Here is a 26,202-nt window from a genome sequence, read left to right as displayed (position 1 = left end):
ATGAAAAAGAATAATGAAGAACTAATTGCTCTTTGTGCTCAATATGGCATTGAGGGTATTGATATTGTTAATGAATTAATGCGTTTTAAAGTGTTAGATCAATTGCTCTCTAGCAATGCTAGCTCTCGTGAGTGGGGTGTTACACCTGAGGATTTATATGCGTTAGCTGAAAAATCTACGGTTGATTCTTTTGGCTCAGTTCCTTATGATTTGAATACATTTCGTGCCTTGTATGGTCCGTCGTTTACGGTAGAACTTTTTGACTTCATTAGTGATACAGGTATTTTAGATGGTCTTGATGTAGGAGCTATGTGGGAGACGCCTGTTCGTGAAAATATTGAAGCTCATAGTAAAACAGGGGAACTCGTCCTTTATGCTTATGTAGAGGAATATGCTGGGATGATAGAAGAAATCTTGCAATCCTATGAGGATAAAAAGGTTGTACTTTATACAGCATCTCCTGTATGTTATAGTATTATTTCTCGATTGTACCCAATGGCTCAAATTATTAATCAATGGCCTCATCGCAGCTATTTTGATCATATCTTTACAGGTACGGTTGGTATGTTCCAATCTTCTGAAGATATCGTAGAAGAGGTAGCTAATGGTTTGCATAATTTAGTACCGGAAGGTACCGCTCAATTATTCTTACCTGCTACGATGGCTCAAAATCAATTAGGCTTAAATAATATGGCTTTACAATTCTTTTTGAATCAAAAGCGTGTGGAGTCTATTCGTGAATGGGTTCCTTTGGGGGCTTATGAAATTACTTATGGCAAGTATGATGTTAAAAAGATGCGTGTAGGCCTTCAAGAACGAGTAGGTGATGAATGGAAAGCTATTAATTATATTCCATTGCCTCATGGTGTATTTGCTCAATTACCAGTATTTACTGTATTAAATTATGGCTTATCCTTACGCTCTATCTTATTACCTGGCGGTCAAACTGATGTTGCCTTGGGTCAGGATGGTATTTATTGTCTTGATGGTCGTGTATCTGAATTAGGAAGAGCAGCTCTTCGCGAGAATGGTGCCTACTATTTAGCATTTACTCGTCATAGTGACCATGTAGATGTGGCATTAGGTACAGATATACCTAAATCTGGTGTATATTGGATGTTCCCAGATGCAGAATTAGCTTACATGTGGTACACATACTTCTCTAGCACTATTGGACAAACCTTGATACAAGAAATCTCTATGCTCGTTCAAACAGAAGAATCCTTTGGGTATATGCTGAGCAGCGTGCGTCGTCGTGTACTCGATGTGAAGGACGAAGCGTTGTTAGTTAATGCAGTTCAATCTATTGATACAGCATATAATGAAGCTATTAATGCTGCACGTGCATCTTGGCAAGAGAATATAAACTCCTTAGGCGCTGATGTTATGCCTCCAACAGTTTCTATTGATATTGAAGATTACAGTGACTATAAAAAATAATTGTCAATATAGATAATTTAGTTTACAATATATCGTATCTGTTTTAGAACTAAGAAAATAAACTTGACACATAGTGTACACTGTAATTAGGTGAGGAGGGAGGCAAGAATGGCTGTTATTAATTTCGAGATTTTCAAAGTTATCGGTACATTATCTGAAGATAAAGATGGCTGGAAAAAACAACTTACATGTACAAGCTGGGGAAAATATAATCCTAAATTTGACCTTCGTGCTTGGGATAGCGAATATACAAGCATGAAAAAAGGGATTACTCTTTCCTTAGAAGAATTGATTGCATTGCGCAATCTTTTAAATGAAAGTGATTTAGAAACTATTTTGGCGGAAGCGATTGAAGAAAAACAGGCTTCTAAAGAGTAGTTTCTTGATTTGTGCGTCCTATCGTGCTATAATCTATAAGAATAATATTGATTGCTGGAAAGAGGTGTATAGAATGAAACAAGGTATTCATCCAGACTATAAAGAAGCTACAGTTACTTGCGGTTGTGGTAACACATTCAAAACTGGCTCTGTAAAAGAAGACCTTCGTGTAGACGTTTGCTCCAAATGCCATCCGTTCTTCACTGGTCAACAACGTGCGGCTCAAGCTCGTGGTCGTATCGAACAATTTAACAAACGTTACGGTAAATAATAGTTTATGTAGCGAAACAATTATTGGCAGGGCTTTGGGCTCTGCCTCTATTTGTTTATGAAAGGAAATCCGTTGGCAAAAGAACGTATTAAGAAGTTCGTTGGTGGACAGGCAGTTATTGAAGGCGTCATGATGCGTGGGCCAGGATATACGGCAACAGCTGTACGTGAACCTTCTGGTTCTATTGTGGTGCAAAAGGAAGCAACAACGTCCATTCAAGATCGATATCCTATATTAAAGAAACCATTTTTACGAGGCTGTGTTGCCTTATATGAATCTCTCGTTATCGGAATGAAGGCATTATCCTTCTCTGCAAAAGCAGCTGGTGATGAAGAGGAAGAAATGTCTAATAGTGAAATTGTCATAACCATGATTTTTTCAACTCTATTTGCAATTGCTTTGTTTGTAGCCCTTCCTACATTTGTAGTTAAATTTATTCCTGGTATTCAAGATAATCACTTTATTTTGAATCTTGTGGAAGGTGCTATACGGTTGGCTCTGTTTTTACTCTATATTTGGGGCATTGGTTTAACAAAGGATATACAACGCGTATTCCAATACCATGGAGCAGAGCATAAGACCATTCATGCTTATGAAAATAATCTACCATTGACCGTAGAAAATGTGCGTATTCAATCTCGATTACATCCGCGATGTGGCACGAATTTTCTTCTCATTGTAATGGTAGTTAGTATATTTGTATTTGCCTTTTTAGGCTGGCCTAATTTACTAGAACGCATCGTATCACGCGTGTTGTTGATGCCTGTTGTAGCAGGTATTGCCTATGAATTCATTCGTTTTGCAGGACGTAGTGAAAGCTCTTTTGTGAAATCTCTTGTTAAACCTGGTTTAGCATTGCAATATATGACGACTAGAGAACCAGAAGCAGATCAAATAGAGGTAGCAATTCGCGCATTAGAGGAGGTACGTCCTCCAGAAGAAGATGCTTATGAAGATGATATACATTAAGATTGAGGTTACATATGTTAGTAGATAAATTACAAGTCATCGAAGATAAATTTATGGATCTTGAGCAGCGCATCAGTGATCCTGAAGTTATTGCACGTCAAGATGAATGGCGTAAATTGACACGCCAACATTCTCAACTATCTGAAACTGTAGAAACATTTAGAGAATATAAAAAGGTTCTTCAAGGCCTTGAAGAGGCTATGGAAGTTATCGAAGATAAATCGATGGATGAAGAGTTCCGTGAAATGGCTCAAGAAGAGTTAAAAGAATTAAAGCCACAAAAAGAGGAATTGGAAGAAAAGTTACAAATTCTCTTGCTACCAAAAGATCCTAATGATGATAAAAATATTATCATTGAGATTCGTGGTGGTGCTGGCGGTGATGAAGCAGCTTTGTTTGCAGGTGATTTATTCCGCATGTACACAAAATATGCAGAAAGCCAAGGCTGGCGCTGTGAAATCATCGATTCTAATGTACCAGAACTCGGTGGATTTAAAGAGGTTGTTTTCTCTGTAGATGGGGAAAGTGTATACTCTAAGATGAAATTCGAGTCCGGTGTACATCGTGTACAACGTGTACCAACAACAGAAACACAAGGTCGCGTACATACATCTACCGTAACCGTAGCGGTATTGCCAGAAATGGAAGATGTAGATATCGAAATTAATGATAAAGATCTTAAAATTGATACATATTGTGCTAGTGGCGCTGGTGGTCAGCACGTTAATAGAACAGAATCTGCTGTGCGTATTACACACTTACCATCTGGTATTGTTGTAGCGTGCCAAGATGAACGGTCTCAGCTTAAAAATAAGGATAAAGCTATGCGTGTATTGCGTGCCAAATTACAAGACCAAGCTGAACAAGAGGCTCAAGCTAGCATGGCTGCGGATCGTAAGAGCCAAGTCGGCACTGGTGATCGAAGTGAACGTATTCGTACGTATAACTATCCACAAGGCCGTGTAACAGATCATCGTATTAACTTAACACTCTATAAATTAGATGCTGTGTTAAATGGCGATCTTGATGAAGTAATTCAAGCCTTAAATGCTGCAGATCAAGCAGCTAAAATGCAGGAGGCTAACACAAATGCATAAGGAGATTTGGACAATCGGTCGTATTCTCCAGTGGACAGAGCAGTACTTTCAAAGCAAGGAGATGGATACACCTCGACTTGATGGGGAAGTACTGCTTTCTCACGTTTTAGGCAAAAATCGTATTTATTTATATACGAATTATGATCAACCCCTAGAGCAAGAAGAACTTGATCGATTTCGACCATTAGTTATTGAGCGTGCCAAAGGTTATAGTGTGGCATCCTTGACAGGGAAAAAGGATTTTATGGGACTTACCTTTGCCGTTAATGATAAGGTCTTAATTCCACGTCCTGATACGGAAACCTTAGTGGAGTATGTATTAGGTGCTTATCATCAGCAAGATTCTATTCGAATTCTTGATATGTGTACCGGCCCTGGGACAATTTTATTGAGTCTTTTACATTACCTGCCTGCTGCAACAGGTGTAGGTTTAGATATTTCTAGAGATGCACTCATAGTGGCGAATCAGAACCAAGAGTCTTTTAAATTAGAAAATCGCAGTGAATTTTATGAGTCAGACATGTTTTCTTATTTAGAAAATCATGGTGAACTTTTTGATGTAATTGTGTCTAATCCTCCATATATTCGTTTAGAGGATAAAAAAATCTTGTCTTCTGATGTTCTTAATGAACCTCATATTGCATTATTTGGTGGTGAAGATGGTCTTGATTTCTATCGACAACTTGCTAATCAATGTCAGCATTATCTTAAACCTCATGGTTTAGTGGCCTTTGAGGTAGGGTATGATCAGGCCGATGAGGTAAAATGTTTATTAGACGCAACTGGTTTATATAGAGAAACAGCCTTTGTAGCCGATTTATCTGGTATCAATCGTGTTGTAACGGCACGTGTGAAAGGATGAGATTGTGGAAACTAAGATTATTAGTGAACTTACAACAGAAAATTTACACTTAGTTGCAGAATCTTTGCGTCGTGGTGAGGTTGTTGCTATTCCTACAGAAACCGTATATGGTCTCGGTGCTAATGGGCTTGACGAGGCGTCTATGGATAAGATTTATGCCGCTAAAGGACGTCCCTCAGATAATCCATTAATATTACATGTACCAAATGCTGACAGTATTAAGCCTCTTGTGAAAGAGATCCCCGATACGGCATATAAATTAATTGATGCCTTTTGGCCGGGGCCGTTGACGATTACCTTACCAAAATCTGACCTAGTACCTGATCGTGCTACTGGAGGATTAGATCGAGTTGCACTACGGTGTCCTGATCATGATATTTGTCGTGAAGTATTATCTTTAGCGGGGGTTCCAATTGCAGCCCCTAGTGCTAATATTTCAGGTCGCCCAAGTCCGACTACGGCACAGGCTGTATATGATGATATGAACGGTCGCATTCCTTATATTGTAGATGCAGGAATCTGTACAATTGGTGTCGAATCTACAGTTGTGGAGGTTCGAGAAGATGGTGTAACCATATTAAGACCTGGTGGTATCACTAAAGAAATGCTAGAGACTGTAGTAGAGAACGTGGTATATGATCCCTTTTTATCATCTCAAAATGAAGCACCAAAGGCGCCAGGTATGAAATATAAACATTATGCTCCTGATGCTCCTATGCGTGCCTTTATAGGGACTCCAGCTGATGTAGCAGATGCTTTTACAAAGGTTATTCGGGAACAAGAAAATAATCGAGGTGCATTCCTTGTTAGTGAAGAAACATACGATCTACTAAAGGGCAATGTGCAGGGCGAATTTCACGTATACGGACATCATGGTGATGCAGTTAGATTAGCCCATAATTTTTATAAATCATTACATTATTTTAATGAATGTGGTGTAGACTATATTTTGGCAGAAGGCGTTGAAAATTCAGGCCTTGGTGTAGCCGTAATGAATCGAATGGACAAAGCTTGTGGTGGACAGATTATCTATTTATAAGTAATTATGTAGAATTTATTATGTCCATTCATAATAGAAAAATGTCTTTACATATTGGATGTATTTGCTATAATGTATAAATAGCCACAAATATTGTGGTAGTAAGGATGTTATTATGAATATTTTATATGTATGTACTGGTAATACCTGTCGAAGTCCTATGGCAGAAGGTATTACGCGGGCTTTAGCAAATGAGCAAGGTCTAGATGTGAATGTGTTTTCAGCTGGATTATTTGCTGCCTATGGTGCTAAGCCTACAGAACAAGCTGTGATTGCGATTCAATCTATCGCTGATATTTCTGGTCACGAATCAAGACCTCTTACCATGGATCTTGTAAATAAAGCGGATTTAATTATTGGTATGACACAGGATCATAAATCCGTGTTGCTTCGTCAATTTCCCTTTGAGGAATATAAAATTAAAACGCTTGCTGATTGGGGGCATGGTGCTGGGGACGTGGTAGACCCATTTGGTTCAGATCAAGTAGTGTATAATCAATGTGCTGAGCAGATTTATAATCTTGTAAAAGCCGGGTTAGCGTCATCTAAAGAATAGGAGATAGGGCTATGAAAATTGCTGTTGGTTGTGATCATGGTGGATTACATTTAAAACAAGAAATTAAGGAATTATTATCTACATTAGGGCATGAAGTGGAAGACTTTGGTACACATAGTACAGAGTCTTGCGATTATCCTGATATCGCTGAACCCGTAGCTCATGCTGTTGTAGATGGTACCGCAGATCGAGGTATTTTAATTTGTGGAACAGGCATTGGTATTGGCATTGCTGCCAATAAGATTGCTGGTGCTCGTGCTGCTTTATGTCACGATACTTTTTCCGCTCATGCCAGTCGTGAACACAATAATGCAAATATTCTCACTATGGGGGAACGGGTTATTGGACCAGGCCTTGCCAAGGATATTGTTACGATTTGGTTAAATACCGAATTTGAAGGTGGGCGTCATGCACGTCGTATTGAAAAAATTTCTGCTCTTGAAAAATAATACATCATTACTTAACTAGTTATTACATTATATTTACATATGTTTTAAGGAGGATTCCTATGAGTTTCTTAGCAAAACAAGACCCTAATATTAAAGCAGTTATCGATCAAGAATTAATGCGTCAACGCGATAAATTAGAAATGATTGCTTCTGAAAATATCGTATCCCAAGCCGTTATGGAAGCTCAAGGTAGTGTATTAACTAACAAATACGCTGAAGGTTACCCTGGTAAACGTTATTATGGTGGTTGCGAACATGTGGACGTTGTAGAAACATTGGCTATTGAACGCGCTAAACGCTTATTCGGTGCAGAACATGCGAATGTACAACCACATTCTGGGTCTCAAGCTAACTTTGCTGTATATTTTGCTATGTTAAAACCTGGTGACACTATTGTGGGTATGAATTTGTCCCATGGTGGTCACTTAACACATGGCTCTCCTGTAAACGTGTCTGGTACATATTTCAATGTTGTTCCTTACGGTGTAAATGCTGAAACACAACAAATTGATTATGATGAATTCCGCAAAATCGTGTTAGAATCAAAACCTAAATTGATTATCGCTGGTGGTAGTGCGTATAGCCGTCAAATCGATTTCAAAAAAATGGCTGACGTAGCTCATGAAGTTGGCGCAATCTTTATGGTTGACATGGCTCACTTTGCTGGTCTTGTAGCTGCTGGTTTACATCCAAACCCTGTAGAATACGCTGATATCGTAACAACTACAACACATAAAACATTGCGTGGCCCACGTGGTGGTATGATCTTGTGCAAAGAAGAATATGCAAAAGCTATTGATAAATCTGTATTCCCTGGCATCCAAGGTGGTCCTTTGATGCATGTAATCGCTGCTAAAGCAGTTGCTTTTGGTGAAGCATTACAACCAGAATTCAAAGAATATGCAGAGCAAGTTATCAAAAATGCAAAAGTATTGGCTGCTGAATTAATGGCTAAAGGTTTAACTATCGTTTCTGGTGGTACTGATACACATGTTATGCTTGTAGACGTGCGTAACACTGGTTTAACTGGTAAAGAAGCAGAACATCTGTTAGATGAAATTGGCATTACTGCTAATAAAAATACAATTCCATTTGATCCAGCAAGCCCATTTGTAACAAGTGGTGTTCGTTTAGGTACGCCTGCATTGACTACACGTGGTCTTAAGGAAGATGATATGAAAGAAATTGCTGACATTATTGCAGTTGTATTGCAAAATCCAGAAGATACAGCTAAACATCAAGATGCAGCAAAACGCGTAGTAGCATTATGTGAAAAATACCCATTGTATCCTAACTTATAATTTCTAGGATGGATATTGTTTAACTGAATTAAAGGTGAGCGAGAGCTATTCTCGCTCACCTTTTTTGTGCATATATTGGATATATTTATATGGCAAGATTTGTAAATATGTGATAGAGTATGTATGAATAGATAAAGACTGAGATAGAGAAGCTCAGGGTCGGATTATATAATAGGGGGCACAATCATGAACGTTAATGTTATGACACATCCATTGATTCAACACAAGGTTACGTTGATGCGTGATGTACAAACAGGTTCAAAAGATTTCCGCGAGTTATTAGATGAAATTACATTGTTGATGGGGTATGAAATCACTCGTAATTTACCGTTGGAAGATGTAGAGGTGCAAACACCATTAACAAAAATGACGGGTAAACGCATTGCAGGTAAAAAACTAGGAATCATCCCAATTTTGCGCGCTGGTCTTGGTATGGTGAATGGTATGCTTAGCTTGATTCCAACAGCTAAGGTTGGTCATGTAGGTTTATATCGTGATCCAGAAACATTAAAACCTGTTGAGTATTATTGCAAATTACCTACTGATGTGGGAGAACGTGACTTTATCGTTACAGATCCAATGCTTGCTACTGGTGGTAGTGCGGCTGCAGCGATTACGTTGTTGAAAGAAAAAGGTGCTAAGAGCATTAAATTGATGTGCCTTGTTGCAGCTCCTGAAGGTGTAGAGGTTGTTAATAAAGAACATCCAGATGTACCTATTTATGTAGCAGCTCTTGATGAAAAATTGAATGACCATGGTTATATTTTACCTGGTTTAGGTGATGCAGGAGACCGTATCTTCGGTACAAAATAATTTAATGGCTAGTATTGAAATAATATCCTGTTTATAAATAAAAGACGCCCGAAAGGGCGTTTTTTACTTGAATAAAGTTGTAATAAGGTATAAAATAATTATGTAGAAGTATTTTTTTATTTATGGTGGGACTGATTTCGTTTGTATGGGACGAATATCGTTACTCTTGTCAAAGGGTAAAGGAGGAACCCTATGAATGAGTTGTTAATGGTATGCGAGCGTATAGCACCAGAATTGATGACAGTCTTAAAGGATCGCTACAAGTTATTGAGTCACTTAGCCTATGAAGAGCCTCTTGGTCGTAGAAGTCTGGCAGCGGCGACAGATATTTCTGAACGTGCTGTGCGGTCTCATGTTGACGCCTTGCGTGGCAATGGATTAGTAGAGATTTCTAAGCCGGGGATTTACTTGAGTGCTGAAGGCAGAGACTTAGTTCCTAAATTGAGAGGCATCCTACATGAATATGAGCGTGTTGGTGAATTAGAACAACAGTTGAAACATGCACTACATATCGATGATGTCATTATTACACCTAGTGAAGGTTCATTAATGCTCAAGCGATTAGGATTTACAGCTGCTAAGGTAGTACAACGGATGGTTACAGATGGTTCTGTCGTAGCCGTTAGTGGTGGTAGTACTATGGCGGCAATGGCTGATGAAATGCCTAGTAGTGTATTACACCCTATTGTTGTACCGGCCCGTGGGGGTGTTGGTGAAGTAGTCGAATATCAAGCGAATGTAATCGCCTCTGTATTAGCAGAACGATGGCACGGTTCGTATAAGATGCTGCATTTACCTGATGGGTTGTCAAAGGATTCATTGGACATGCTTGTAACATTGGAACCACAGATTAAGGAAATTAGCGAAGTGATTCACAGGACTGATATATTGGTTTTTGGTATTGGTCAGGCGCTTCATATGGCTGATGTGCGACATATACCAGACGGTGTACGTCAACAATTAGTGGACGGCAATGCTGTAGGTGAAGCATTAGGCCAATATTGCTCTATGGATGGTTCCATTGTATATGCGACGAACAACATAGGGCTTTCATTAAGGGATATAGTAAATATACCGCATGTCGTAGCTGTAGCAGGTGGCTTTGATAAAGCTGGTGCTATTATCAGCGTTATGAGGTCTTGTAAAAAGGGAATCCTCATAATAGATGACCAAGCAGCAGAAGGTATGCGCCAATTATTAAATATTCCTGCATTATAATTTAGTTTATTATTTTTAGTATTATATAGTTCTTTTGAGGAGGACAAAACAATGGCAGTTAAAGTTGGTATTAATGGTTTCGGTCGTATTGGTAAATGTGTAGTACGTGCGGCAATTAATAATCCAGATGTTGAAGTTGTGGCTATCAATGCTACTGGTGATAATGAGGGTACTGCATTATTGTTAAAATACGATTCCGTACATGGTACAATCCCTAATGAAGTAACATTTGACGATGAAAATATTTATGTAGATGGCAAAAAAATCCGCGTATTCCATGATCGTGATGCTTCTAAATTGCCTTGGTCTGAAGAAGGCGTTGAAATCGTTATGGAATGTACTGGTAAATACCGTGATGCAGAAGAAGCAAAAGTTCATTTAGAACAACCTACAGTTAAAAAAGTGTTGATTTCTGCACCTGGTAAAAACGAAGACTTAACAATGGTTATGGGTGTAAACCAAGATATGTATGATCCTGCAAAACATCATATTATTTCTAATGCATCTTGCACAACAAACTGCTTGGCTCCATTTGCTAAGGTATTATGCGATGAATTTGGCATCAAACGCGGTATGATGACTACTATTCATTCCTATACTAATGACCAAAAAATTCTTGATGCACGTCATAAAGACCCTCGCCGTGCTCGTGCAGCAGCTATGTCCATCATTCCTACAACAACTGGTGCAGCAAAGGCTGTTGCTAAAGTATTGCCTCAATTAAAAGGTAAATTAGATGGTTTTGCATTGCGCGTTCCTACACCAGATGTATCCGCTACAGATCTTGTTTGCGAACTTGAAAAACCTGCTACAAAAGAAGAAATCAATGAAGCATTCCGCAAAGCAGCAGCTGGTGAATTAAAAGGTATCCTAGGCGTATCTGATGTGCCATTGGTATCTTGTGATTTTAGCTCCGACCCTCGTAGTTCTATTGTTGATGCTGATTTGACAATGGTTATGGATGGCAACATGGTGAAAGTAGTTTCTTGGTACGATAACGAATGGGGTTATTCTGAACGCCTTATCGATATGGCAGCTTTCGTAGCTAGCAAAGGTCTATAATTGGAGGAATTTCTAGGATGAAACTAACCATTTTAGATATGAATGTAGATAATAAACGCGTATTTGTACGTGTTGATTTTAATGTACCTATGAAGGATGGTGTTATCACTGATGACACTCGTATCCGTGGTGCATTAGAAACAATCAAATATTTAATCGACCATAATGCTAAGGTCATTCTAGCATCTCACTTTGGTCGTCCAAAGGGTGAACGTAAACCGGATATGACATTAGCTCCTTGTGCTAAACGTTTATCTGAACTTATCAACAAACCAGTTGCATTTGTAGATGATTGCGTTGGTCCTAAGGTTGAATCAGCTGTTGAAGCATTACAACCTGGCGATGTATTGATGCTTGAAAACTTGCGTTACCACAATGAAGAAACTAAAAACGATCCTGAGTTTGCTAAACAATTAGCCTCTCTTGCTGATGTAGCTATCAATGATGCATTTGGTGTATCTCATCGTAATGCAGCATCTGTAGTTGGCATTGCTGATTACATCCCTATGGGTGCAGGTTTCTTACTTAAAAAAGAAATTGATGCACTAAGTGCAGCTGTAGTACATCCAAAAACACCTATGGCTGCCATTATCGGTGGTGCTAAGGTAACAGATAAGATTTCTGTTATTTCCAATCTATTACCTAAGGTAGATGTTATGATTATCGGCGGCGGTATGGCGAATGCTTTCATTAAGGCTCAAGGCTGTAACATCGGTAGTTCCTTATATGAAGATGGTCAAGATGCTATCGCTACAGATTTAGTTATGGAAGCACGCGTTGCAGGTGCTAGATTATTGACACCTGTAGATGCTGTAGTAGCTGATGCTTTTAGCAACGATGCAAATACTAAAATCGTTGATGTTGATCAAATCGAAGATGGCTGGATGATTTTAGATATCGGTCCTAAAACACGTGAACTCTATACAGAAGCATTGGCTAATATGAAAACAATCATTTGGAATGGTCCTATGGGCGTATTTGAAATGGAAAAATTCGCTGCTGGTACTAATGCAGTGGCAAAAGCTGTAGCCGAATCTGATGCTATGACCATCGTTGGTGGTGGCGATTCCGTAGCTGCTATTGAAAAAAGTGGTTTAGCAGATAAAATTAGTCATATTTCGACAGGTGGCGGTGCCTCCCTTGAATTATTGGAAGGTAAGGTTTTACCAGGTATTGCTGCCTTAACTGAGGCATAATATGAGAAAACAAGTTATTGCAGGAAACTGGAAAATGAATGGAACCATTGCATCCGGATCAATCCTGATAGAAGCATTTACTAGTTTCTTAGGTGATAAAGACTTGGACTGTGAGATTGTTGTATGCCCTCCTTTTACTGCGCTTGAGAGAGCTGTGTCGTTAACAAAAAATACACAGGTCAGCGTAGGGGCTCAAAATATGGATTATCATGATGCAGGTGCATTTACTGGTGAGGTTTCTCCTCTTATGTTAATGGAGATTGGTGTTTCCTATGTAATTATTGGACACTCTGAACGACGTGAATATTATGGTGAAACTGATGCGATGGTGAATGAAAAAATTAAGAGTGCTTTTTTCCATAGCTTACAACCCATCGTATGTGTTGGTGAAAGCCTTGAACAGAGAGAAGCTAATGAAACAATATCTTTCATTCATGGACAATTAAAACGTGCATTGCAAGATATTCCAGCGGATCAAGTAGAAAAACTGATTATTGCTTATGAACCGATTTGGGCTATTGGAACGGGTAAAACGGCAACTGCAGATCAAGCAGAGGAAGTATGTAAATCCATTCGTGAATATATTGCTAAATTATATACACCAAATGTGGCGGACTTGGTTCGCATTCAATATGGTGGTAGCGTAAAAGCTAATAATGCGCGTGAAATTTTAAGTGAGCCTAATATTGATGGCGCCCTTGTTGGAGGCGCTTCACTGATTGTTGATGAATTTACAGAAATAATCATGGCGGCTCAAGAATTAAGTAACTAATATACTAGAGGTATAAATATGGCAAAATTACAGGCGCCCGTAATGCTAGTCATCTTAGATGGCTTTGGTATGGGGGACCAAACAGATACGACGAATGCCGTAGTACAAGCAAAACCAAGTTATTTTAATTACTTGTGGGATACGTATCCTCATTCAACATTACAAGCTTCCGGTCTTGCAGTCGGTTTGCCAGAAGGGCAAATGGGTAATTCAGAAGTTGGGCATCTCAATCTTGGTTCAGGCCGTATTGTATATCAAGACTTAACGCGTATTACAAAGGACGTAGAGAGTGGCGAGTTTTATAAAAAGCCTGTAATAAAAGAGTTATACAGCCAAGCAAAAAGTGGTAAATTACAAATTATTGGCCTCGTATCTGATGGCAATGTACATTGCTCCTTAGAACATATTAAGGCTGTTATTGCTGGTGCTAAACATGAAGGCATCAAAGAAGTATATGTGCATGCACTTCTTGATGGACGTGATGTGCCACCACAATCGGCAACTACATATATTAAGGAGCTAGAATCTTTTATGGCTGACATAGATTGTGGTAAAATTGCTACTCTTAGTGGTCGATACTACGGCATGGATCGTGATAATCGATGGGATCGTGAAGAACTAGCTTATAACGCTATCGTCAATGGCGTTGGCAATATGGCTAACTCTGCTTGCGAAGCCATCATACAATCCTATGCTGCTGGTGTGAATGACGAATTTGTAGTACCTACCGTTATTGATTCAAAGGGAACTATTTCTGAAGGTGATGCAGTTATTTTCTGTAACTTTAGACCTGATAGAGCCCGTGAATTGACAAAGGCTTTAACTGTACCAGATTTTGATGGCTTTAAGCGCGAGCCTATATCCATTTATATGGCGACGATGACAAAGTATGAAGATGGATTGCCTGTGCATATTGTTTATGAAAAGGATACATTAAATAATACATTAGGTGCTGTTCTTTCTAATGATGGTTATCGTCAGTTGCGCATTGCTGAAACAGAGAAATATGCACATGTAACGTACTTCTTCAATGGTGGTAATGAGGTTCCCTTTGAAGGGGAAGAACGTATTCTTGTGCCATCTCCGGCGGTTGCAACCTATGATTTACAACCGGAAATGAGTGCTCCAGAAGTGACCGATAAGGTGGTAGATGCTATTCATAGTAAAGCATACGACATGATTATCTTGAACTATGCAAACCCAGATATGGTAGGGCATACAGGTAATTTCGAGGCTGCGGTTAAAGCAATTCAAACTGTGGATGCAGGATTAGAACGTATTGCAAAGGCTATATTAGAGGTTGGAGGACAGCTTTTAGTTACCGCCGATCATGGTAATGCAGAGCAAATGGTCAATCATAAGACTGGAAAACCTCATACAGCGCATACTACAAATGTAGTTCCATTGATTTTAGTAAGTGAACAGCATAAGCATAACCAGCTTGCATCTGGTAAATTATGTGATATTGCACCGACCATGTTGGCGTTGGCACATATTGACAAACCACATGATATGACTGGTGAAAGTTTATTGGTAGATTAATTTAGTATATAAATAAGAGGTATTATTATGGCAGTAATTGAACAAGTTGTAGCTCGTGAAATTTTGGATTCTCGCGGTAATCCTACAGTAGAAGTAGAGGTATGTTTGGAAGATGGTACAATTGCAACTGCTGCAGTTCCATCTGGTGCATCTACAGGTATGTTCGAAGCTGTAGAATTACGCGATGGTGATAAATCCCGTTATTTAGGTAAAGGTGTTTTACAAGCTGTAGACAATGTAAACGCTAAGATTGGACCTGCTATTATCGGCTATGATGCAACTGAACAAGTAGCAATCGATAATTTGATGCTTAAACTTGATGGCACTGACAACAAAGCTAATTTAGGTGCTAATGCAATTTTAGGTGTATCCATGGCAGTAGCACGTGCGGCTGCTGAATCTTTAGACTTGCCATTATTCTTATATTTAGGTGGCTTTAATGCTAAAGAATTACCAGTGCCTATGATGAACATCTTAAATGGTGGTGCTCATGCTGATAATAATGTGGACCTTCAAGAGTTTATGATTATGCCAGTAGGGGCAAAAACATTTAGCGATGCATTGCGTAGCTGTGCAGAGGTATATCATACATTAAAATCGGTACTTCATGATAAAGGTCTTAGCACTGCTGTAGGCGATGAAGGCGGTTTTGCACCAAACTTAGCTTCCAATGAAGAAGCTTTGGAAGTAATCTGCGAAGCTATTAAACGTGCAGGTTATGAACTTGGTACAGATTTCAAATTAGCTCTCGACGTAGCTTCCAGTGAAATCTATAAAGATGGTAAATATCATCTAGAAGGCGAAGGCAAAGTATTGAGCGCTAGCGAAATGGTTGACTTCTATGAATACTTAGTCGATAAATATCCTATCGTATCCATCGAAGATGGCCTTGCAGAAGAAGATTGGGATGGATGGAAAGTATTAACCGAACGCCTTGGTAAGCGTGTTCAACTCGTAGGTGATGATTTATTCGTTACTAATACAAAACGCCTTGAAAAAGGTATCAACCTTGGTGTAGCTAATTCCATTCTTGTAAAAGTAAATCAAATTGGTACGTTAACAGAAGCCTTTGATGCTATGGAAACTGCAAAACGCGCTGGCTATACATGCGTAGTTTCTCACCGTTCTGGTGAAACAGAGGATACATTTATTGCAGATATCGCAGTAGCTGTTAATGCGGGCCAAATTAAAACTGGTGCACCAGCTCGTTCTGAACGTGTTGCTAAATATAATCAATTGCTTCGCATTGAAGAAATGTTATATGAAACTGCACAATATAAAGGTGATGCCGTATTCTACAATTTGAAGAAATAAAAAATTCTATTCTTTTTTAGGATAGAAAAACTATAAAGGAGACTCCTTTGAGTAGTAAAAACTCAAGGGAGTCTCTTTTTTTGATGTTTTTTAGCTACTCGGTACACGCTTTGTGGAATTTTAGAAAATAAACAGGACTTTTTCTTACTATGGAGAATTACCTAGTGCAATAAGCAAAGGTGATGTATAAACACACCGCAAGGTATAAAGGAGGGGGTGACCTTGTATGTAGATGTTGCATTAGATTCAATCATAACTTATGCCATTACAGTTGGTGCTAGTGATATTCACTTTGACCCTATATTAAATGGCATACAAGTAAGACTTAGAATTGATGGATTATTGACCGAGTATATGCTAGTTGATGCTACAGATGCAGATATGCTTGTGAACCGCATCAAGGTATTCAGTGGCATGGATATTAGCGAAAAGAGATTACCGCAGGATGGGCGATGGGAATGGTCAGTAAAATCCTACGCTGTCACTATGCGTGTATCTAGTTTGCCCAGTTTATATGGCGAAGCGATTGTATGCCGATTGATGGGCAACGAAGGGGTACACAAAAATCTATTAGAACTGGGGATGGATGTGAAGCTACAAGAAAAAATCGCAGTGTTATTAAAACGGCCCTATGGACTCATTACAATTTGTGGTCCTACAGGCAGTGGTAAAACTGCTACCTTATATGCCATGCTTCGCATGTTAAATTTAAAAGAAACTAAATTGATATGCTTAGAGGACCCTGTAGAGGCAACCATTGAAGGAGCTATTCAAATAGGTATTAATGAAAAGATTGGCTTTACCTTTTCTAAAGGTCTTCGAACCGTATTACGGCAGGATCCAGATTCAATTATGATTGGTGAAATTCGTGATAATGAGACTGCACAATTGGCTGTTAAGGCTGCGTTAACAGGACATCGTGTGATTACCACAGTTCATACAAACACGGCATTAGGCGTCATAGGTCGTCTTGTGGATATGGGGGTAGAGCCGTATCTTTTACATGCTACACTCATTGGATCACTATCGCAGCGCCTTGTGAGACGAATCGATAGTACAACACATTCCTATCAAGGACGATTAGGCTTATTTGAATATCTGGAAATACCCTTTAGTGATATTGATTGGGATCATGTAGAACAGTATATGTTCACATCGCTCCAAGATTCTGCTCATCTAGCAATTAATTCTGGTATTACAACCTTAGAGGAGGTACACCGTGCAGGAATCTTACTGTGAAAGTAATAATTTTGCTATAACGCATTCCATTATATCTTTAGAAGATGTAATTTCTTTTGCATTAGAAAAAGGTGCTACGGATATCCACCTTGAACTAGATAGACCCATTTATATACGGGCTTCAAAAGGATTAGAGTCTATTTCGAGTATATGTAGTAATGATATGATTGCAGATATTTTGTGTCGTTGTGGTATTACACATGATTCCTGGCATTCTGTAGATGATGCTTTTACCAGTAATGGCACTCGTATTCGGGCCCATATTTATAGGGCAAATCATAGTATTTGTGGAACATTGAGATTATTGTGTCACGCTAATCTTTCTCTTGATTCCTCCAAAGACAGCGATGTATTAAAGATGATTTGTGAGTATCATGATGGATTAGTTCTTGTCACAGGTCCTACTGGCAGTGGAAAGTCGTATACCTTGGCTTGTTGCATAGAATATATTAATCAAACTATGAATAAACACATAGTAACACTAGAGGACCCCGTTGAATACGAGTTTATACCAGCCCATTCAATCATCCATCAACGTCAATTAGGTATCGATGTAGATTCTATGTCACAAGGGATATGTGATGCATTACGCGAAGATCCCGATGTAATCATGGTTGGAGAACTGAGGGATAGAGACACCTTAGAAGCTGCTTTACATGCAGCTGAAACTGGGCATCTTGTATTAGCTACGATGCATACGCAGAGGGCTGTAATGGCGGTACATCGTATGATATCTCTATTTCCCGGCGAGCAACAAGATGAAGTGCGCAGTCAAGTTTCGCAAGTATTGCGCGCCGTTATATGTCAGCGTTTGTTACGGTGGGAAACATCGTTTATCACAATACGGGATATTTTACTAAATACTAATGCAGTAGCAAATTTAATTAGGAATCGTAAGGAACCACAAATTGTATCGATTCAGGAGACACAGTCGCCTATGAAAACATTGGAGATGGCTGTGCGTGACGCAAAAACACAATATGGATCAGCCCAACAATTACATGCTTTATTGGAACAACAACTATCATAGAGGGATTACATGAATGCCTATGACTATACAGTAATAACAACGGATAAGAAAAGAATACAAGGATCGCTATGGGCCGATTCCAAAGAAGAGGTAAGAACTAAACTAAAATTAGAGGGATATGTCATTTGTAGTATCTCCCAATCATCTACTAAATCGGTGAGTTGGAGTCATAAAGAGGTGAGTACCACCGCATATCAACTTGGTTTATTGCTTCAATCTGGTATTTCACTTCGGCGTTCATTAGAATTATTGACGGAAGGTTCTAAAACGATGCTGTATCGCTCATTATACGAGGGTATACAACGAGGTCAATCTTTATCAGAGGTACTTCGACAAAAGGGGTTTCCTCCTATAGCATTAGCGCTGCTTGAAAGTGGTGAAATGTCAGGGAATGTAGGGGAATCTTTACAATATATAGCATCCTATTACGAACGAGAACGTAAATATCGTCAAAAGATTCTAAGTGCGATTTCATATCCTTTATTTTTACTTGTTCTTATGAATGTATTCTTTTTGGTAACTATATTGTTTATCATCCCATCGTTTACCCGTGTATTTGCAACTATGCATATAGAATTGCCATGGATGACAAAAGGCTTATTTGTATTAGGAACTTCCCTTCGAGAACATCCATTGATATATGTGGGGATACATGCCGTTGTTATCGGATTGTTGATATATGCTTTCAAACAATCTGCAATACGATATAGATTTGATAGACGATTATGGCAGTTGGCTCAACATAACACGTTCTTAACATCTCTGTATTATACAAATATTTTACATATTTGGGCCTTATTGTTAGATTCTGGGATTTCTATTATTAATACCATAGATATTACAAAACATATATGGAGAAATTTGTATGGTGAAACTTGTAGTAATCATGTATATGCCATGCTTTGTAAAGGGCACTCCTTTTGTGAAAGTTTAAAATCAGCATCTATAGGCAATCCCTTTATTTGGCAAATGGTAGCAGTTGGAGAAGAAAGCGGTGAGTTGGTTGCCATGCTTAATCACTGCAGTCATTATTATGAATCCTTATTAACTCAATATATTGCGAGGATGGAGCGTCTCATGGAACCAATACTCCTTACTATCATGGGTGTGGGTATTGCTATTCTCGTTATATCTGTTATGTATCCTTTATTTACATCTATATCTTCATTAAGTGGTCAATGAAAGGAGACTTACAAATGCTTACTTATTGTAGAGAATATTTAACTAAGCTAGAAAATCAGTTTGTGAAATATATAAGTATTCGGAGATTACAACAATCTAAACAGGGCGGTTTTACACTAGTAGAACTCATGGTTGTCGTAGCTGTTATTGCAATTTTAGCAGCCATTGCAATGCCTCAATTTATGTCTGCTGCAGATAAGGCAAAGAATGCAAAACAAGTGGCAGATATTCAAATCATTCGCAATGCGACACAACTTTATATGATTGATAAAAGCATAGATACGCCTCCAACTGTAGAAAAGTTGTATCAAGAAGGTTATTTAACTGAACATGTTAAGACTACAAAAGGAAAAGAATATGTTATTTCTTATGAACAAGTTACAGGTAATTCTGGGAAGTCTGTAGTTGTTACAGCACCTGAAACATAAGGACTTGTCATATGGAAGGGAAAAAGGTTTATATCTGTCTAGCCATATCGATACTGGCAATAGTAATCCCTTTATTTTTTAGAGATTACACTATGTTTGAAATTATATGTTATAGCTTCTTTTCACTATTTCTCGTAATAGGTGCTACCATTGATAAGCTATATTATATATTACCCGATGAAGGGGCCCTTGCGCTGACTATTATAGGTATCGTTTATAGCATTAGTGAACAGTATGCAGTCATCGACACCTGTGTACATGTTTCCATCGTTGCCTGTATAAGTGTAGCATTACGGATGCTAAGTAAAGGTGGCCTTGGTTGGGGTGATATTAAATGGATAAGTGCCATATCCATATGGCTAACAAGTATTCAAATTCTCGTTATGGTATATGTATCTTTTTTGACTAGTATCCTCTATCTCGCTGGCCTATATATTACTCGTAACACTCGTAGCAGATATATTCCTTTTGGCCCCTTCCTATGTATTGGTGCATGGAGTAGCTTGCATTTTTATAATCAATGGGAGGCGTTATATTGGTATTTGATACAACACATACAAATCACTGTAATGGCTCTATATTAGTAGAATGGATTATTGCTATCTCCATAGTGATTTCTTTGGTTGCTATGGGAGTCAGTAGTATTGTTACAATGCCTTCGCGTCATGAATTAAATAGAAGTACAGAAGAGGTCGTATTAGCTATTAAGAAAGCCCAACTATGGTCTATGTTAGGTCATCGAGATGATCGGATGGCACAAGGTGAGTTTATATTGAAAAAACATTCTTATTCTATACAAGAGGGACTCATGTTGCACCATGTAGAAATGGAATTACCACAGCATATTGAAAGTGCACATACTATGAAACGGGTTTATTTTTCTGCTTATGGATTACCGTATGATGGAACCGAATTTATTTTACAAGATACTCAAACAGGCGCAACAAATCGCATATGGATTGCTGTTCAAACAGGGCGTGTGCGCTGGGAAATATTATGATTTAGAGATGTATGCTAAGTGCCATATGACTGGAAAGAATAATGTAACATTATCTAAACAAAGCGGTTTTTTATATGGTGATGCACTAATGGCTGTAACCCTAGTGTTGCTATTGTTACCTACAATACTCTATGTATTGAGTGATACCTTGACAATGGTAAAAACTGCATATATTGATGATTATATATTGCAAGATACGGTGTCTTATATAGAGGAAGGTAAGGCTTTGTATGATTCAGGTGGTACGCCGCATATAATGGCTACCCCAGTATCTGGAAACCATAATTTACCTCATATAGTATTTAAAAAGAGTCTTGTAGAAGAAGAAATTAATGGTATCTCTATTTTGAGATATCGCGTACAAGCTATTGATAATGGAGCTGTTGTATATGAAATATCCACATTTCTTGGCCCACCTCATCATTAAAAATAATGCTTTGAAAAAGGTTGGAGGCTTTATTTTGCCATCCATTGTCATTAGTATCTTAATAAGTTCCTTTGTGCTAATCATGGTGATGACTATATGTATGACTTGTTTTATATGGACAGAACGAATTGATGATAGTTTGGCGATGTTAGAAGATGGACGTTATACACGACGCGCCATTGTAGCTCATATTATTTGGAATGATTCAAAGACATCCGTTGATGATAAGGGACATATATTATCTATTAATGATACTAGACGCACTGCATTTACAGTAACAAGGCGCGCATTATATAGGAAATTAAGTGATGGTAGTTTACAACCTTTAAGTGGCAGTCGTATTATTGGCACTGATGATAAGCGCAGACTCGATGCAGATACACCATTTTCAATGAATTCCAATGGTGTTGTCAGTCTACAGTGGTCTGTTAATAATCTATTTAATACTGAAACAGAACATGCAAAAGGATATGGAGGCATAGCAAACTATGAGGTGGCCACAGGTGTTTCAACACATTTTGATTGGTATAAGAAAACCCACTAGCCATTCTTCTGGGATGGTTACCTATGTCGCTATATATGTAATGTTTATAGTATTGGCTTTAATCTTAGGTATAAATCGCTTAACAACATTGTCATTAAGCAATACAAGAGATGAAATGCGTCTTATTAAATCACAATATGCTGCACAGAATGGTGCACGGTGGTTTAACACCTATTGTGAAAGTAATAACAAATGGGATTATAGAGAAAATCTCGATATAGGTGTTTATGATGATAATCATATATATATTAAATCCGATCCAAGAGCTACAGAACCTAAACATGTGATGAGTTATGCTATTTCTAAAGGTGTAACAAGTCGCGTTCATATATATGTTAGAGAGACAGAAAATCATAGTTTAGAAATTGTTAGTATAAAACCATATTAAGGAGGAAACGCAGTGAAGGAACATAAGCAAAAACATACAGGCCTTTGTATTACAAAGGATCGAATTGTAGGGACAACCGCACATATTGAGAATAAGACGATGATTATTACCGATGCGATGGAGATGAAGCGGTCTAGTACGATTGATGAGGATATTGCTGAATTTATTACTACATATAATTTACTAGAAGGGACCTACAGTGTGGTAGCTTGTATACAAACAGAAATGACCTTAGCCACCTATGATCCTCACGATTTTGACGTAAAAGAATTTATTAAATGGAATATTGAAGATACCTTTAATTTTGGAGACCATGAATTTGAATTAGATGCGTGTCGCAGAGAATATCCTCGGCATCATTATTATTTATTCTTAGCTGCTGTAGATCGGCATGAATTAGAATTGCTTCGCCAAGGTATTAGAGAAACATGTGCACCCGTGGATACGATTGATTGCTGGCCATTACCCGTTACATATGGTTTATTGCATAGAACTGGTACGGTTACGGGGATTGTTGAACCAGAAGGCATGCATTTGTGGGCGTGGTGGAAAGACATATGTGTAAAGGAATGTATCGTCAAGGTGAATGGTGCAGATATAAGTTCGGCACTCATCGATTTAGAAGAAGCGTTGCAACAATTTGGTGTAGAAGAAATTAAAGGTGTTCATTTTTATAATATTGATGATTTAAATGAAGAGCAACGTATCGATATTAGTGCATTACAAGAGGTATATGGAAATACTGAATACCTACCGATGATGTTTCTTGGTAGAGGGCGTACACGTTGTAAGCTAGGTGAGTTGGACTGGGATATGGCAATTGGTATGGCTACACGGGGGTTACGTTGGATTGGACAAGGTTGGTAATGACACTTTACTAAACTTTATGCCCCGTTCATTGCGGTGGTATATTTTTCTACATAGGAATAGGCTGTACATATATATTTCGGCGGGATTGATTATAATGGTTAGTGCTTTTTGTATTGGGTGGGCTATTCACTCCTATAGAGCATATTTAGAGCAGCAAACATTATATGAAAGTGTACAGATGAATTCAGAATCTAAATTAATACGTGAACAGTATCATAATGCGCAAGAGAGGCTTTCAACGTTATTACAACAACAGAATACATGGGATAGTCAATTTCTTTTTGTAACTATATTAGATGCTGCAATGGCTATGAATGGAGGTATTACATTACAACATATTGAATTTACGGATAGTGGTTTTTCTGTTGATGGAACTGCTATTAATGAGGATGTATACCATAATTATAGACAATATGTACAAGCACATATGAGAAAGGTAACATGTGATGGTAAACAACAAGTGGAAAAAGAGAGTGGACAGTGTACATTCCATTTGGATGGACATACAAAGCAGCATGACACCAATTCTAAAGAAAATCACCCTAGCTTGTAGTTTAAGTCTGATTGTAGCGATGGTCTCAATAGGAATTCATGGATACTATATAGAGCAATGTAAAGCTATAGAAGATACTATTATGTTCTATCAAATGGAAACTAAAACACAGCACCAGTTTGTAGAGTCTGATACTTATGCTCTAGTGCAATCGTTATCAAACCGTGAATATTGGGAGGATCAAGTATATCAGAGTATCAGAAGCGAACCATTGGTAGTAACGAGTAGCTCTAAGAAAGGCAATATATTAGATATAACTTTGGTAGGTTCTAGTCAGTCCTTTTTAAAATGGTTAAATACCATTCAACATACATTGGCTTTTTGTACAGTTCAAATATGCTCTATAGATACACAGGGAAATAGCATATCGTTTCGATGTAAGATAGCTCCACGGGAACCATAAGTTAAATGAGCATATAATAATGCGGAATTATTCTCATTATTATATGTTCATTTTTGTTTTTATGGCTATTTTATAGTAAAATAAATTTTAACGTATAAATAAGGGGCAATAGTAACATGATAGTAAAACGAAATATTATTCTTATCGGATCCATGGGCAGTGGTAAAAGCCATTTCGGCCGCAATCTAGCAGATTTGAAAGGGTGGCAATTTGTGGATACCGATCGAGTATTAGAAGGTCGTTTTGGGCTGCCCATTGCAGAAATTTTTAAAAAAATAGGTGAAAAAGCATTTCGACGTGCTGAATTAGATGTACTCAAGAAGGTTTCATTATACCATGAGGCCGTTATCAGTGTAGGTGGAAACTTTCCGATAGAACAGAGAACTCTTAGATCCTTAAAGAAATTTTCTTTTATCATAGGTATACGCGCTGCACAATATCGAATTGTGAGCCGTGTTAATCGACGTGTTGGCAAACGACCAACAATGGATTACACAAATGTTTCAGCTTTTGTACATAATATGATTCAATCGTGGAAACCAGTATATAAACAATGTGACTATGTGTTGGATACGACTAATGGACGAACCTATGATTTTATGAAGGCCATTGAGCAACAATTTGAAGCTCTTGAGGTTCAATTTAAGACGCGACGACAACCCAAATCGACTGAAACTGTAGACCAACACAAATTGGTTAGAACAGAACAAGATAATGAACGGCAATCTGTTAAACAAATAAAATTAGTTAAACAAACAAGATTGTTCAAAGAGACAAAGTCATCAACACAAAGAACTACAGTGTCTAAAGAAATGCGAGCTGGTACAAATCAGCAGAAGGGACGTAGACATGAAAAAAATAGCACTACTAACAAGCGGTGGAGACGCACCAGGAATGAACGCAGCCATTCGGGCCATCACAAGAAAAGCAATACATGAAGGTTTTAGTGTATATGGTATAGAGCGTGGCTTTGAAGGTATTATTAATAATGAGATAAGACCTTTGCATGCTCGTGATGTAGGCGGAATCATTACTACTGGTGGTACTATACTTAGAACTGCACGCTATCCGGAGTTTAAGAATTTAGATGTACAAAAACGAGCTTACCAAATACTACAAGACTTTGGTATAGATCATTTAATCGTTATTGGTGGAGATGGTTCACAAGCTGGTGCAGAATCTTTGATGCGATTAGGCCAGTCAACCATAACAATTCCTTGTACAATTGATAATGATATGAATGGCACACAATATACGATTGGATTTGATACTGCTATCAATACTGTTGTTGATGCGGTAGGTCGTATTCGTGATACGTCGAATTCTCATGAACGGGTTGCTATAATTGAAGTGATGGGACGTCATGCAGGGCATATTGCATTACAATCTGGTTTAGCTAGTGGTGCAGAACTAGTATTAGTACCGGAATATCCTATGCCTTTAGATGAAGTGTGTGAACATATAAACAAGACTCACCAATTAGGAAAAGAGTATAGTATTATTCTTGTTGCTGAAGGTGCTTATGAAAGTGGTGAGGTAAAAGAGTATATTAAGAATCACACCTACTTTGATCCTAGTTTGACTGTTTTAGGATATTTACAACGTGGCGGCGCACCATCTGCATTGGATGCTATTTTGGCTGCTCGTATGAGTGAATTAGCTATCGATTGCTTAGTGCAGAATATAGATAACTGTATTACAGGGTATATTGATGGACAGATTCGTGCGATACCGTATGAAAAAGCTAAACATATGCGTTTTGGTATTGATAAACAACAGTATGAATTAATCTCTATTTTGAGTCATTAATAGAATATTGTAAAATTATATTGTATAATCGTTAAAACTCTAGTACAATG

30 protein-coding genes are annotated in these 26,202 nt (G+C 38.2%); all 30 read left to right on the top strand.

Annotation, left to right across the window (positions count from 1 at the left end; all coding sequences use genetic code 11):
• Positions 1–1,440, top strand: a complete 1,440-nt coding sequence (locus VTHSUH11_RS08495; protein ID WP_105093340.1) for a hypothetical protein — start codon at positions 1–3, stop codon at positions 1,438–1,440.
• A gap of 108 nt (positions 1,441–1,548) precedes the next feature.
• Positions 1,549–1,818, top strand: coding sequence for a YdbC family protein (locus VTHSUH11_RS08490; protein WP_059363097.1), 270 nt, complete (start codon positions 1,549–1,551; stop codon positions 1,816–1,818).
• A 73-nt stretch (positions 1,819–1,891) separates the two neighbouring features.
• A complete protein-coding gene (gene rpmE, locus VTHSUH11_RS08485; protein ID WP_004696185.1) occupies positions 1,892–2,089 on the top strand; it encodes a 50S ribosomal protein L31 in 198 nt (65 codons plus the stop codon).
• A 57-nt stretch (positions 2,090–2,146) separates the two neighbouring features.
• The gene (locus tag VTHSUH11_RS08480) at positions 2,147–3,058 is read left to right on the top strand and encodes a DUF1385 domain-containing protein (RefSeq protein WP_105093339.1); all 912 of its coding nucleotides are present in this window, start codon (positions 2,147–2,149) and stop codon (positions 3,056–3,058) included.
• Positions 3,059–3,072: 14 nt separating this feature from the next.
• Entirely contained in the window at positions 3,073–4,155 is a 1,083-nt protein-coding gene (prfA, locus tag VTHSUH11_RS08475) for a peptide chain release factor 1 (RefSeq protein WP_059363086.1), read from the top strand.
• A complete protein-coding gene (gene prmC / locus VTHSUH11_RS08470) occupies positions 4,148–5,017 on the top strand; it encodes a peptide chain release factor N(5)-glutamine methyltransferase (protein ID WP_105093338.1) in 870 nt (289 codons plus the stop codon). The genes prfA and prmC overlap by 8 nt, the downstream gene beginning before the upstream one ends.
• A 4-nt stretch (positions 5,018–5,021) precedes the next feature.
• Positions 5,022–6,056, top strand: a complete 1,035-nt coding sequence (locus VTHSUH11_RS08465) for an L-threonylcarbamoyladenylate synthase (RefSeq protein ID WP_105093337.1) — start codon at positions 5,022–5,024, stop codon at positions 6,054–6,056.
• 115 nt (positions 6,057–6,171) lie between these two features.
• Positions 6,172–6,612: a low molecular weight protein arginine phosphatase gene (locus VTHSUH11_RS08460; RefSeq protein WP_105093336.1), complete on the top strand. Its 441-nt coding sequence runs from the start codon at positions 6,172–6,174 to the stop codon at positions 6,610–6,612.
• Positions 6,613–6,623: 11 nt separating this feature from the next.
• Entirely contained in the window at positions 6,624–7,061 is a 438-nt protein-coding gene (rpiB, locus tag VTHSUH11_RS08455) for a ribose 5-phosphate isomerase B (RefSeq protein ID WP_105093335.1), read from the top strand.
• A 59-nt stretch (positions 7,062–7,120) separates the two neighbouring features.
• Entirely contained in the window at positions 7,121–8,362 is a 1,242-nt protein-coding gene (locus VTHSUH11_RS08450; protein WP_105093334.1) for a serine hydroxymethyltransferase, read from the top strand.
• 186 nt (positions 8,363–8,548) lie between these two features.
• Positions 8,549–9,175 carry a uracil phosphoribosyltransferase gene (gene upp, locus VTHSUH11_RS08445; RefSeq protein WP_059363065.1) on the top strand — a complete coding sequence of 209 codons (627 nt, stop codon included), beginning with the start codon at positions 8,549–8,551 and terminating at the stop codon, positions 9,173–9,175.
• A 192-nt stretch (positions 9,176–9,367) separates the two neighbouring features.
• Entirely contained in the window at positions 9,368–10,393 is a 1,026-nt protein-coding gene (locus tag VTHSUH11_RS08440; RefSeq protein WP_105093333.1) for a sugar-binding transcriptional regulator, read from the top strand.
• 51 nt (positions 10,394–10,444) lie between these two features.
• Positions 10,445–11,455 carry a type I glyceraldehyde-3-phosphate dehydrogenase gene (gene gap, locus VTHSUH11_RS08435; RefSeq protein WP_059363061.1) on the top strand — a complete coding sequence of 337 codons (1,011 nt, stop codon included), beginning with the start codon at positions 10,445–10,447 and terminating at the stop codon, positions 11,453–11,455.
• A 17-nt stretch (positions 11,456–11,472) separates the two neighbouring features.
• Entirely contained in the window at positions 11,473–12,651 is a 1,179-nt protein-coding gene (locus tag VTHSUH11_RS08430; protein ID WP_105093332.1) for a phosphoglycerate kinase, read from the top strand.
• Position 12,652: 1 nt separating this feature from the next.
• Complete coding sequence (gene tpiA, locus VTHSUH11_RS08425) at positions 12,653–13,423, top strand: triose-phosphate isomerase (protein ID WP_105093331.1); 771 nt, start codon at positions 12,653–12,655, stop codon at positions 13,421–13,423.
• A gap of 18 nt (positions 13,424–13,441) precedes the next feature.
• Positions 13,442–14,965 carry a 2,3-bisphosphoglycerate-independent phosphoglycerate mutase gene (gpmI, locus tag VTHSUH11_RS08420; RefSeq protein WP_105093330.1) on the top strand — a complete coding sequence of 508 codons (1,524 nt, stop codon included), beginning with the start codon at positions 13,442–13,444 and terminating at the stop codon, positions 14,963–14,965.
• Between the two features lie 27 nt (positions 14,966–14,992).
• Positions 14,993–16,279 carry a phosphopyruvate hydratase gene (eno, locus tag VTHSUH11_RS08415; protein ID WP_105093329.1) on the top strand — a complete coding sequence of 429 codons (1,287 nt, stop codon included), beginning with the start codon at positions 14,993–14,995 and terminating at the stop codon, positions 16,277–16,279.
• Between the two features lie 222 nt (positions 16,280–16,501).
• Positions 16,502–17,518 (top strand): GspE/PulE family protein, encoded by a 1,017-nt coding sequence (locus VTHSUH11_RS08410; protein WP_105093328.1) that lies wholly within the window; start codon positions 16,502–16,504, stop codon positions 17,516–17,518.
• Entirely contained in the window at positions 17,499–18,548 is a 1,050-nt protein-coding gene (locus VTHSUH11_RS08405; RefSeq protein WP_374041501.1) for a type IV pilus twitching motility protein PilT, read from the top strand. The genes VTHSUH11_RS08410 and VTHSUH11_RS08405 overlap by 20 nt, the downstream gene beginning before the upstream one ends.
• Before the next feature lie 9 nt (positions 18,549–18,557).
• Positions 18,558–19,730, top strand: coding sequence for a type II secretion system F family protein (locus tag VTHSUH11_RS08400; RefSeq protein ID WP_105093327.1), 1,173 nt, complete (start codon positions 18,558–18,560; stop codon positions 19,728–19,730).
• Between the two features lie 14 nt (positions 19,731–19,744).
• On the top strand, positions 19,745–20,158 hold the full coding sequence (locus tag VTHSUH11_RS08395) for a competence type IV pilus major pilin ComGC (RefSeq protein WP_105093326.1): 414 nt from the start codon (positions 19,745–19,747) through the stop codon (positions 20,156–20,158).
• 11 nt (positions 20,159–20,169) lie between these two features.
• Entirely contained in the window at positions 20,170–20,742 is a 573-nt protein-coding gene (locus tag VTHSUH11_RS08390; protein ID WP_105093325.1) for a prepilin peptidase, read from the top strand.
• On the top strand, positions 20,694–21,158 hold the full coding sequence (locus VTHSUH11_RS08385; RefSeq protein WP_105093324.1) for a pilus assembly FimT family protein: 465 nt from the start codon (positions 20,694–20,696) through the stop codon (positions 21,156–21,158). The genes VTHSUH11_RS08390 and VTHSUH11_RS08385 overlap by 49 nt, the downstream gene beginning before the upstream one ends.
• 25 nt (positions 21,159–21,183) lie before the next feature.
• Positions 21,184–21,585, top strand: coding sequence for a hypothetical protein (locus VTHSUH11_RS08380; protein WP_244900007.1), 402 nt, complete (start codon positions 21,184–21,186; stop codon positions 21,583–21,585).
• Positions 21,548–22,129: a hypothetical protein gene (locus tag VTHSUH11_RS08375; protein ID WP_105093323.1), complete on the top strand. Its 582-nt coding sequence runs from the start codon at positions 21,548–21,550 to the stop codon at positions 22,127–22,129. The genes VTHSUH11_RS08380 and VTHSUH11_RS08375 overlap by 38 nt, the downstream gene beginning before the upstream one ends.
• 115 nt (positions 22,130–22,244) lie before the next feature.
• Positions 22,245–22,517, top strand: a complete 273-nt coding sequence (locus VTHSUH11_RS08370; protein WP_059363022.1) for a hypothetical protein — start codon at positions 22,245–22,247, stop codon at positions 22,515–22,517.
• Between the two features lie 12 nt (positions 22,518–22,529).
• Positions 22,530–23,384, top strand: coding sequence for a hypothetical protein (locus VTHSUH11_RS08365; RefSeq protein ID WP_105093322.1), 855 nt, complete (start codon positions 22,530–22,532; stop codon positions 23,382–23,384).
• Positions 23,385–23,481: 97 nt separating this feature from the next.
• Entirely contained in the window at positions 23,482–23,940 is a 459-nt protein-coding gene (locus VTHSUH11_RS08360) for a hypothetical protein (protein WP_244900006.1), read from the top strand.
• 519 nt (positions 23,941–24,459) lie between these two features.
• Entirely contained in the window at positions 24,460–25,281 is an 822-nt protein-coding gene (locus VTHSUH11_RS08350) for a shikimate kinase (RefSeq protein WP_105093321.1), read from the top strand.
• Positions 25,238–26,152: an ATP-dependent 6-phosphofructokinase gene (locus VTHSUH11_RS08345; protein ID WP_059363009.1), complete on the top strand. Its 915-nt coding sequence runs from the start codon at positions 25,238–25,240 to the stop codon at positions 26,150–26,152. Before VTHSUH11_RS08350 ends, VTHSUH11_RS08345 begins: the two co-directional genes overlap by 44 nt.
• Positions 26,153–26,202 lie beyond the last annotated feature (50 nt).

It is taken from the genome of Veillonella tobetsuensis, from assembly GCF_002959935.1.
Taxonomy (GTDB): domain Bacteria; phylum Bacillota; class Negativicutes; order Veillonellales; family Veillonellaceae; genus Veillonella; species Veillonella tobetsuensis.
Note: the sequence above shows the minus strand (reverse complement) of the source record. Positions and strands in the feature narration are given on the sequence as shown.

What these genes read in the sequence shown, in the direction of transcription:
- VTHSUH11_RS08350 (WP_105093321.1), top strand. Translation starts at nt 24,460, where the DNA reads ATGATAGTAAAACGAAATATTATTCTTATCGGATCCATGGGCAGTGGT.
- VTHSUH11_RS08400 (WP_105093327.1), top strand. Translation starts at nt 18,558, where the DNA reads ATGAATGCCTATGACTATACAGTAATAACAACGGATAAGAAAAGAATA.
- VTHSUH11_RS08450 (WP_105093334.1), top strand. Translation starts at nt 7,121, where the DNA reads ATGAGTTTCTTAGCAAAACAAGACCCTAATATTAAAGCAGTTATCGAT.
- VTHSUH11_RS08375 (WP_105093323.1), top strand. Translation starts at nt 21,548, where the DNA reads ATGAAATATCCACATTTCTTGGCCCACCTCATCATTAAAAATAATGCT.
- prfA (WP_059363086.1), top strand. Translation starts at nt 3,073, where the DNA reads ATGTTAGTAGATAAATTACAAGTCATCGAAGATAAATTTATGGATCTT.
- rpmE (WP_004696185.1), top strand. Translation starts at nt 1,892, where the DNA reads ATGAAACAAGGTATTCATCCAGACTATAAAGAAGCTACAGTTACTTGC.
- eno (WP_105093329.1), top strand. Translation starts at nt 14,993, where the DNA reads ATGGCAGTAATTGAACAAGTTGTAGCTCGTGAAATTTTGGATTCTCGC.
- VTHSUH11_RS08490 (WP_059363097.1), top strand. Translation starts at nt 1,549, where the DNA reads ATGGCTGTTATTAATTTCGAGATTTTCAAAGTTATCGGTACATTATCT.
- VTHSUH11_RS08480 (WP_105093339.1), top strand. Translation starts at nt 2,147, where the DNA reads ATGAAAGGAAATCCGTTGGCAAAAGAACGTATTAAGAAGTTCGTTGGT.
- VTHSUH11_RS08370 (WP_059363022.1), top strand. Translation starts at nt 22,245, where the DNA reads ATGCGTCTTATTAAATCACAATATGCTGCACAGAATGGTGCACGGTGG.
- VTHSUH11_RS08380 (WP_244900007.1), top strand. Translation starts at nt 21,184, where the DNA reads ATGACTGGAAAGAATAATGTAACATTATCTAAACAAAGCGGTTTTTTA.
- VTHSUH11_RS08345 (WP_059363009.1), top strand. Translation starts at nt 25,238, where the DNA reads ATGAACGCAGCCATTCGGGCCATCACAAGAAAAGCAATACATGAAGGT.
- VTHSUH11_RS08460 (WP_105093336.1), top strand. Translation starts at nt 6,172, where the DNA reads ATGAATATTTTATATGTATGTACTGGTAATACCTGTCGAAGTCCTATG.
- gpmI (WP_105093330.1), top strand. Translation starts at nt 13,442, where the DNA reads ATGGCAAAATTACAGGCGCCCGTAATGCTAGTCATCTTAGATGGCTTT.
- rpiB (WP_105093335.1), top strand. Translation starts at nt 6,624, where the DNA reads ATGAAAATTGCTGTTGGTTGTGATCATGGTGGATTACATTTAAAACAA.
- VTHSUH11_RS08430 (WP_105093332.1), top strand. Translation starts at nt 11,473, where the DNA reads ATGAAACTAACCATTTTAGATATGAATGTAGATAATAAACGCGTATTT.
- upp (WP_059363065.1), top strand. Translation starts at nt 8,549, where the DNA reads ATGAACGTTAATGTTATGACACATCCATTGATTCAACACAAGGTTACG.
- VTHSUH11_RS08390 (WP_105093325.1), top strand. Translation starts at nt 20,170, where the DNA reads ATGGAAGGGAAAAAGGTTTATATCTGTCTAGCCATATCGATACTGGCA.
- prmC (WP_105093338.1), top strand. Translation starts at nt 4,148, where the DNA reads ATGCATAAGGAGATTTGGACAATCGGTCGTATTCTCCAGTGGACAGAG.
- gap (WP_059363061.1), top strand. Translation starts at nt 10,445, where the DNA reads ATGGCAGTTAAAGTTGGTATTAATGGTTTCGGTCGTATTGGTAAATGT.
- VTHSUH11_RS08495 (WP_105093340.1), top strand. Translation starts at nt 1, where the DNA reads ATGAAAAAGAATAATGAAGAACTAATTGCTCTTTGTGCTCAATATGGC.
- VTHSUH11_RS08395 (WP_105093326.1), top strand. Translation starts at nt 19,745, where the DNA reads ATGCTTACTTATTGTAGAGAATATTTAACTAAGCTAGAAAATCAGTTT.
- tpiA (WP_105093331.1), top strand. Translation starts at nt 12,653, where the DNA reads ATGAGAAAACAAGTTATTGCAGGAAACTGGAAAATGAATGGAACCATT.
- VTHSUH11_RS08360 (WP_244900006.1), top strand. Translation starts at nt 23,482, where the DNA reads ATGGTTAGTGCTTTTTGTATTGGGTGGGCTATTCACTCCTATAGAGCA.
- VTHSUH11_RS08440 (WP_105093333.1), top strand. Translation starts at nt 9,368, where the DNA reads ATGAATGAGTTGTTAATGGTATGCGAGCGTATAGCACCAGAATTGATG.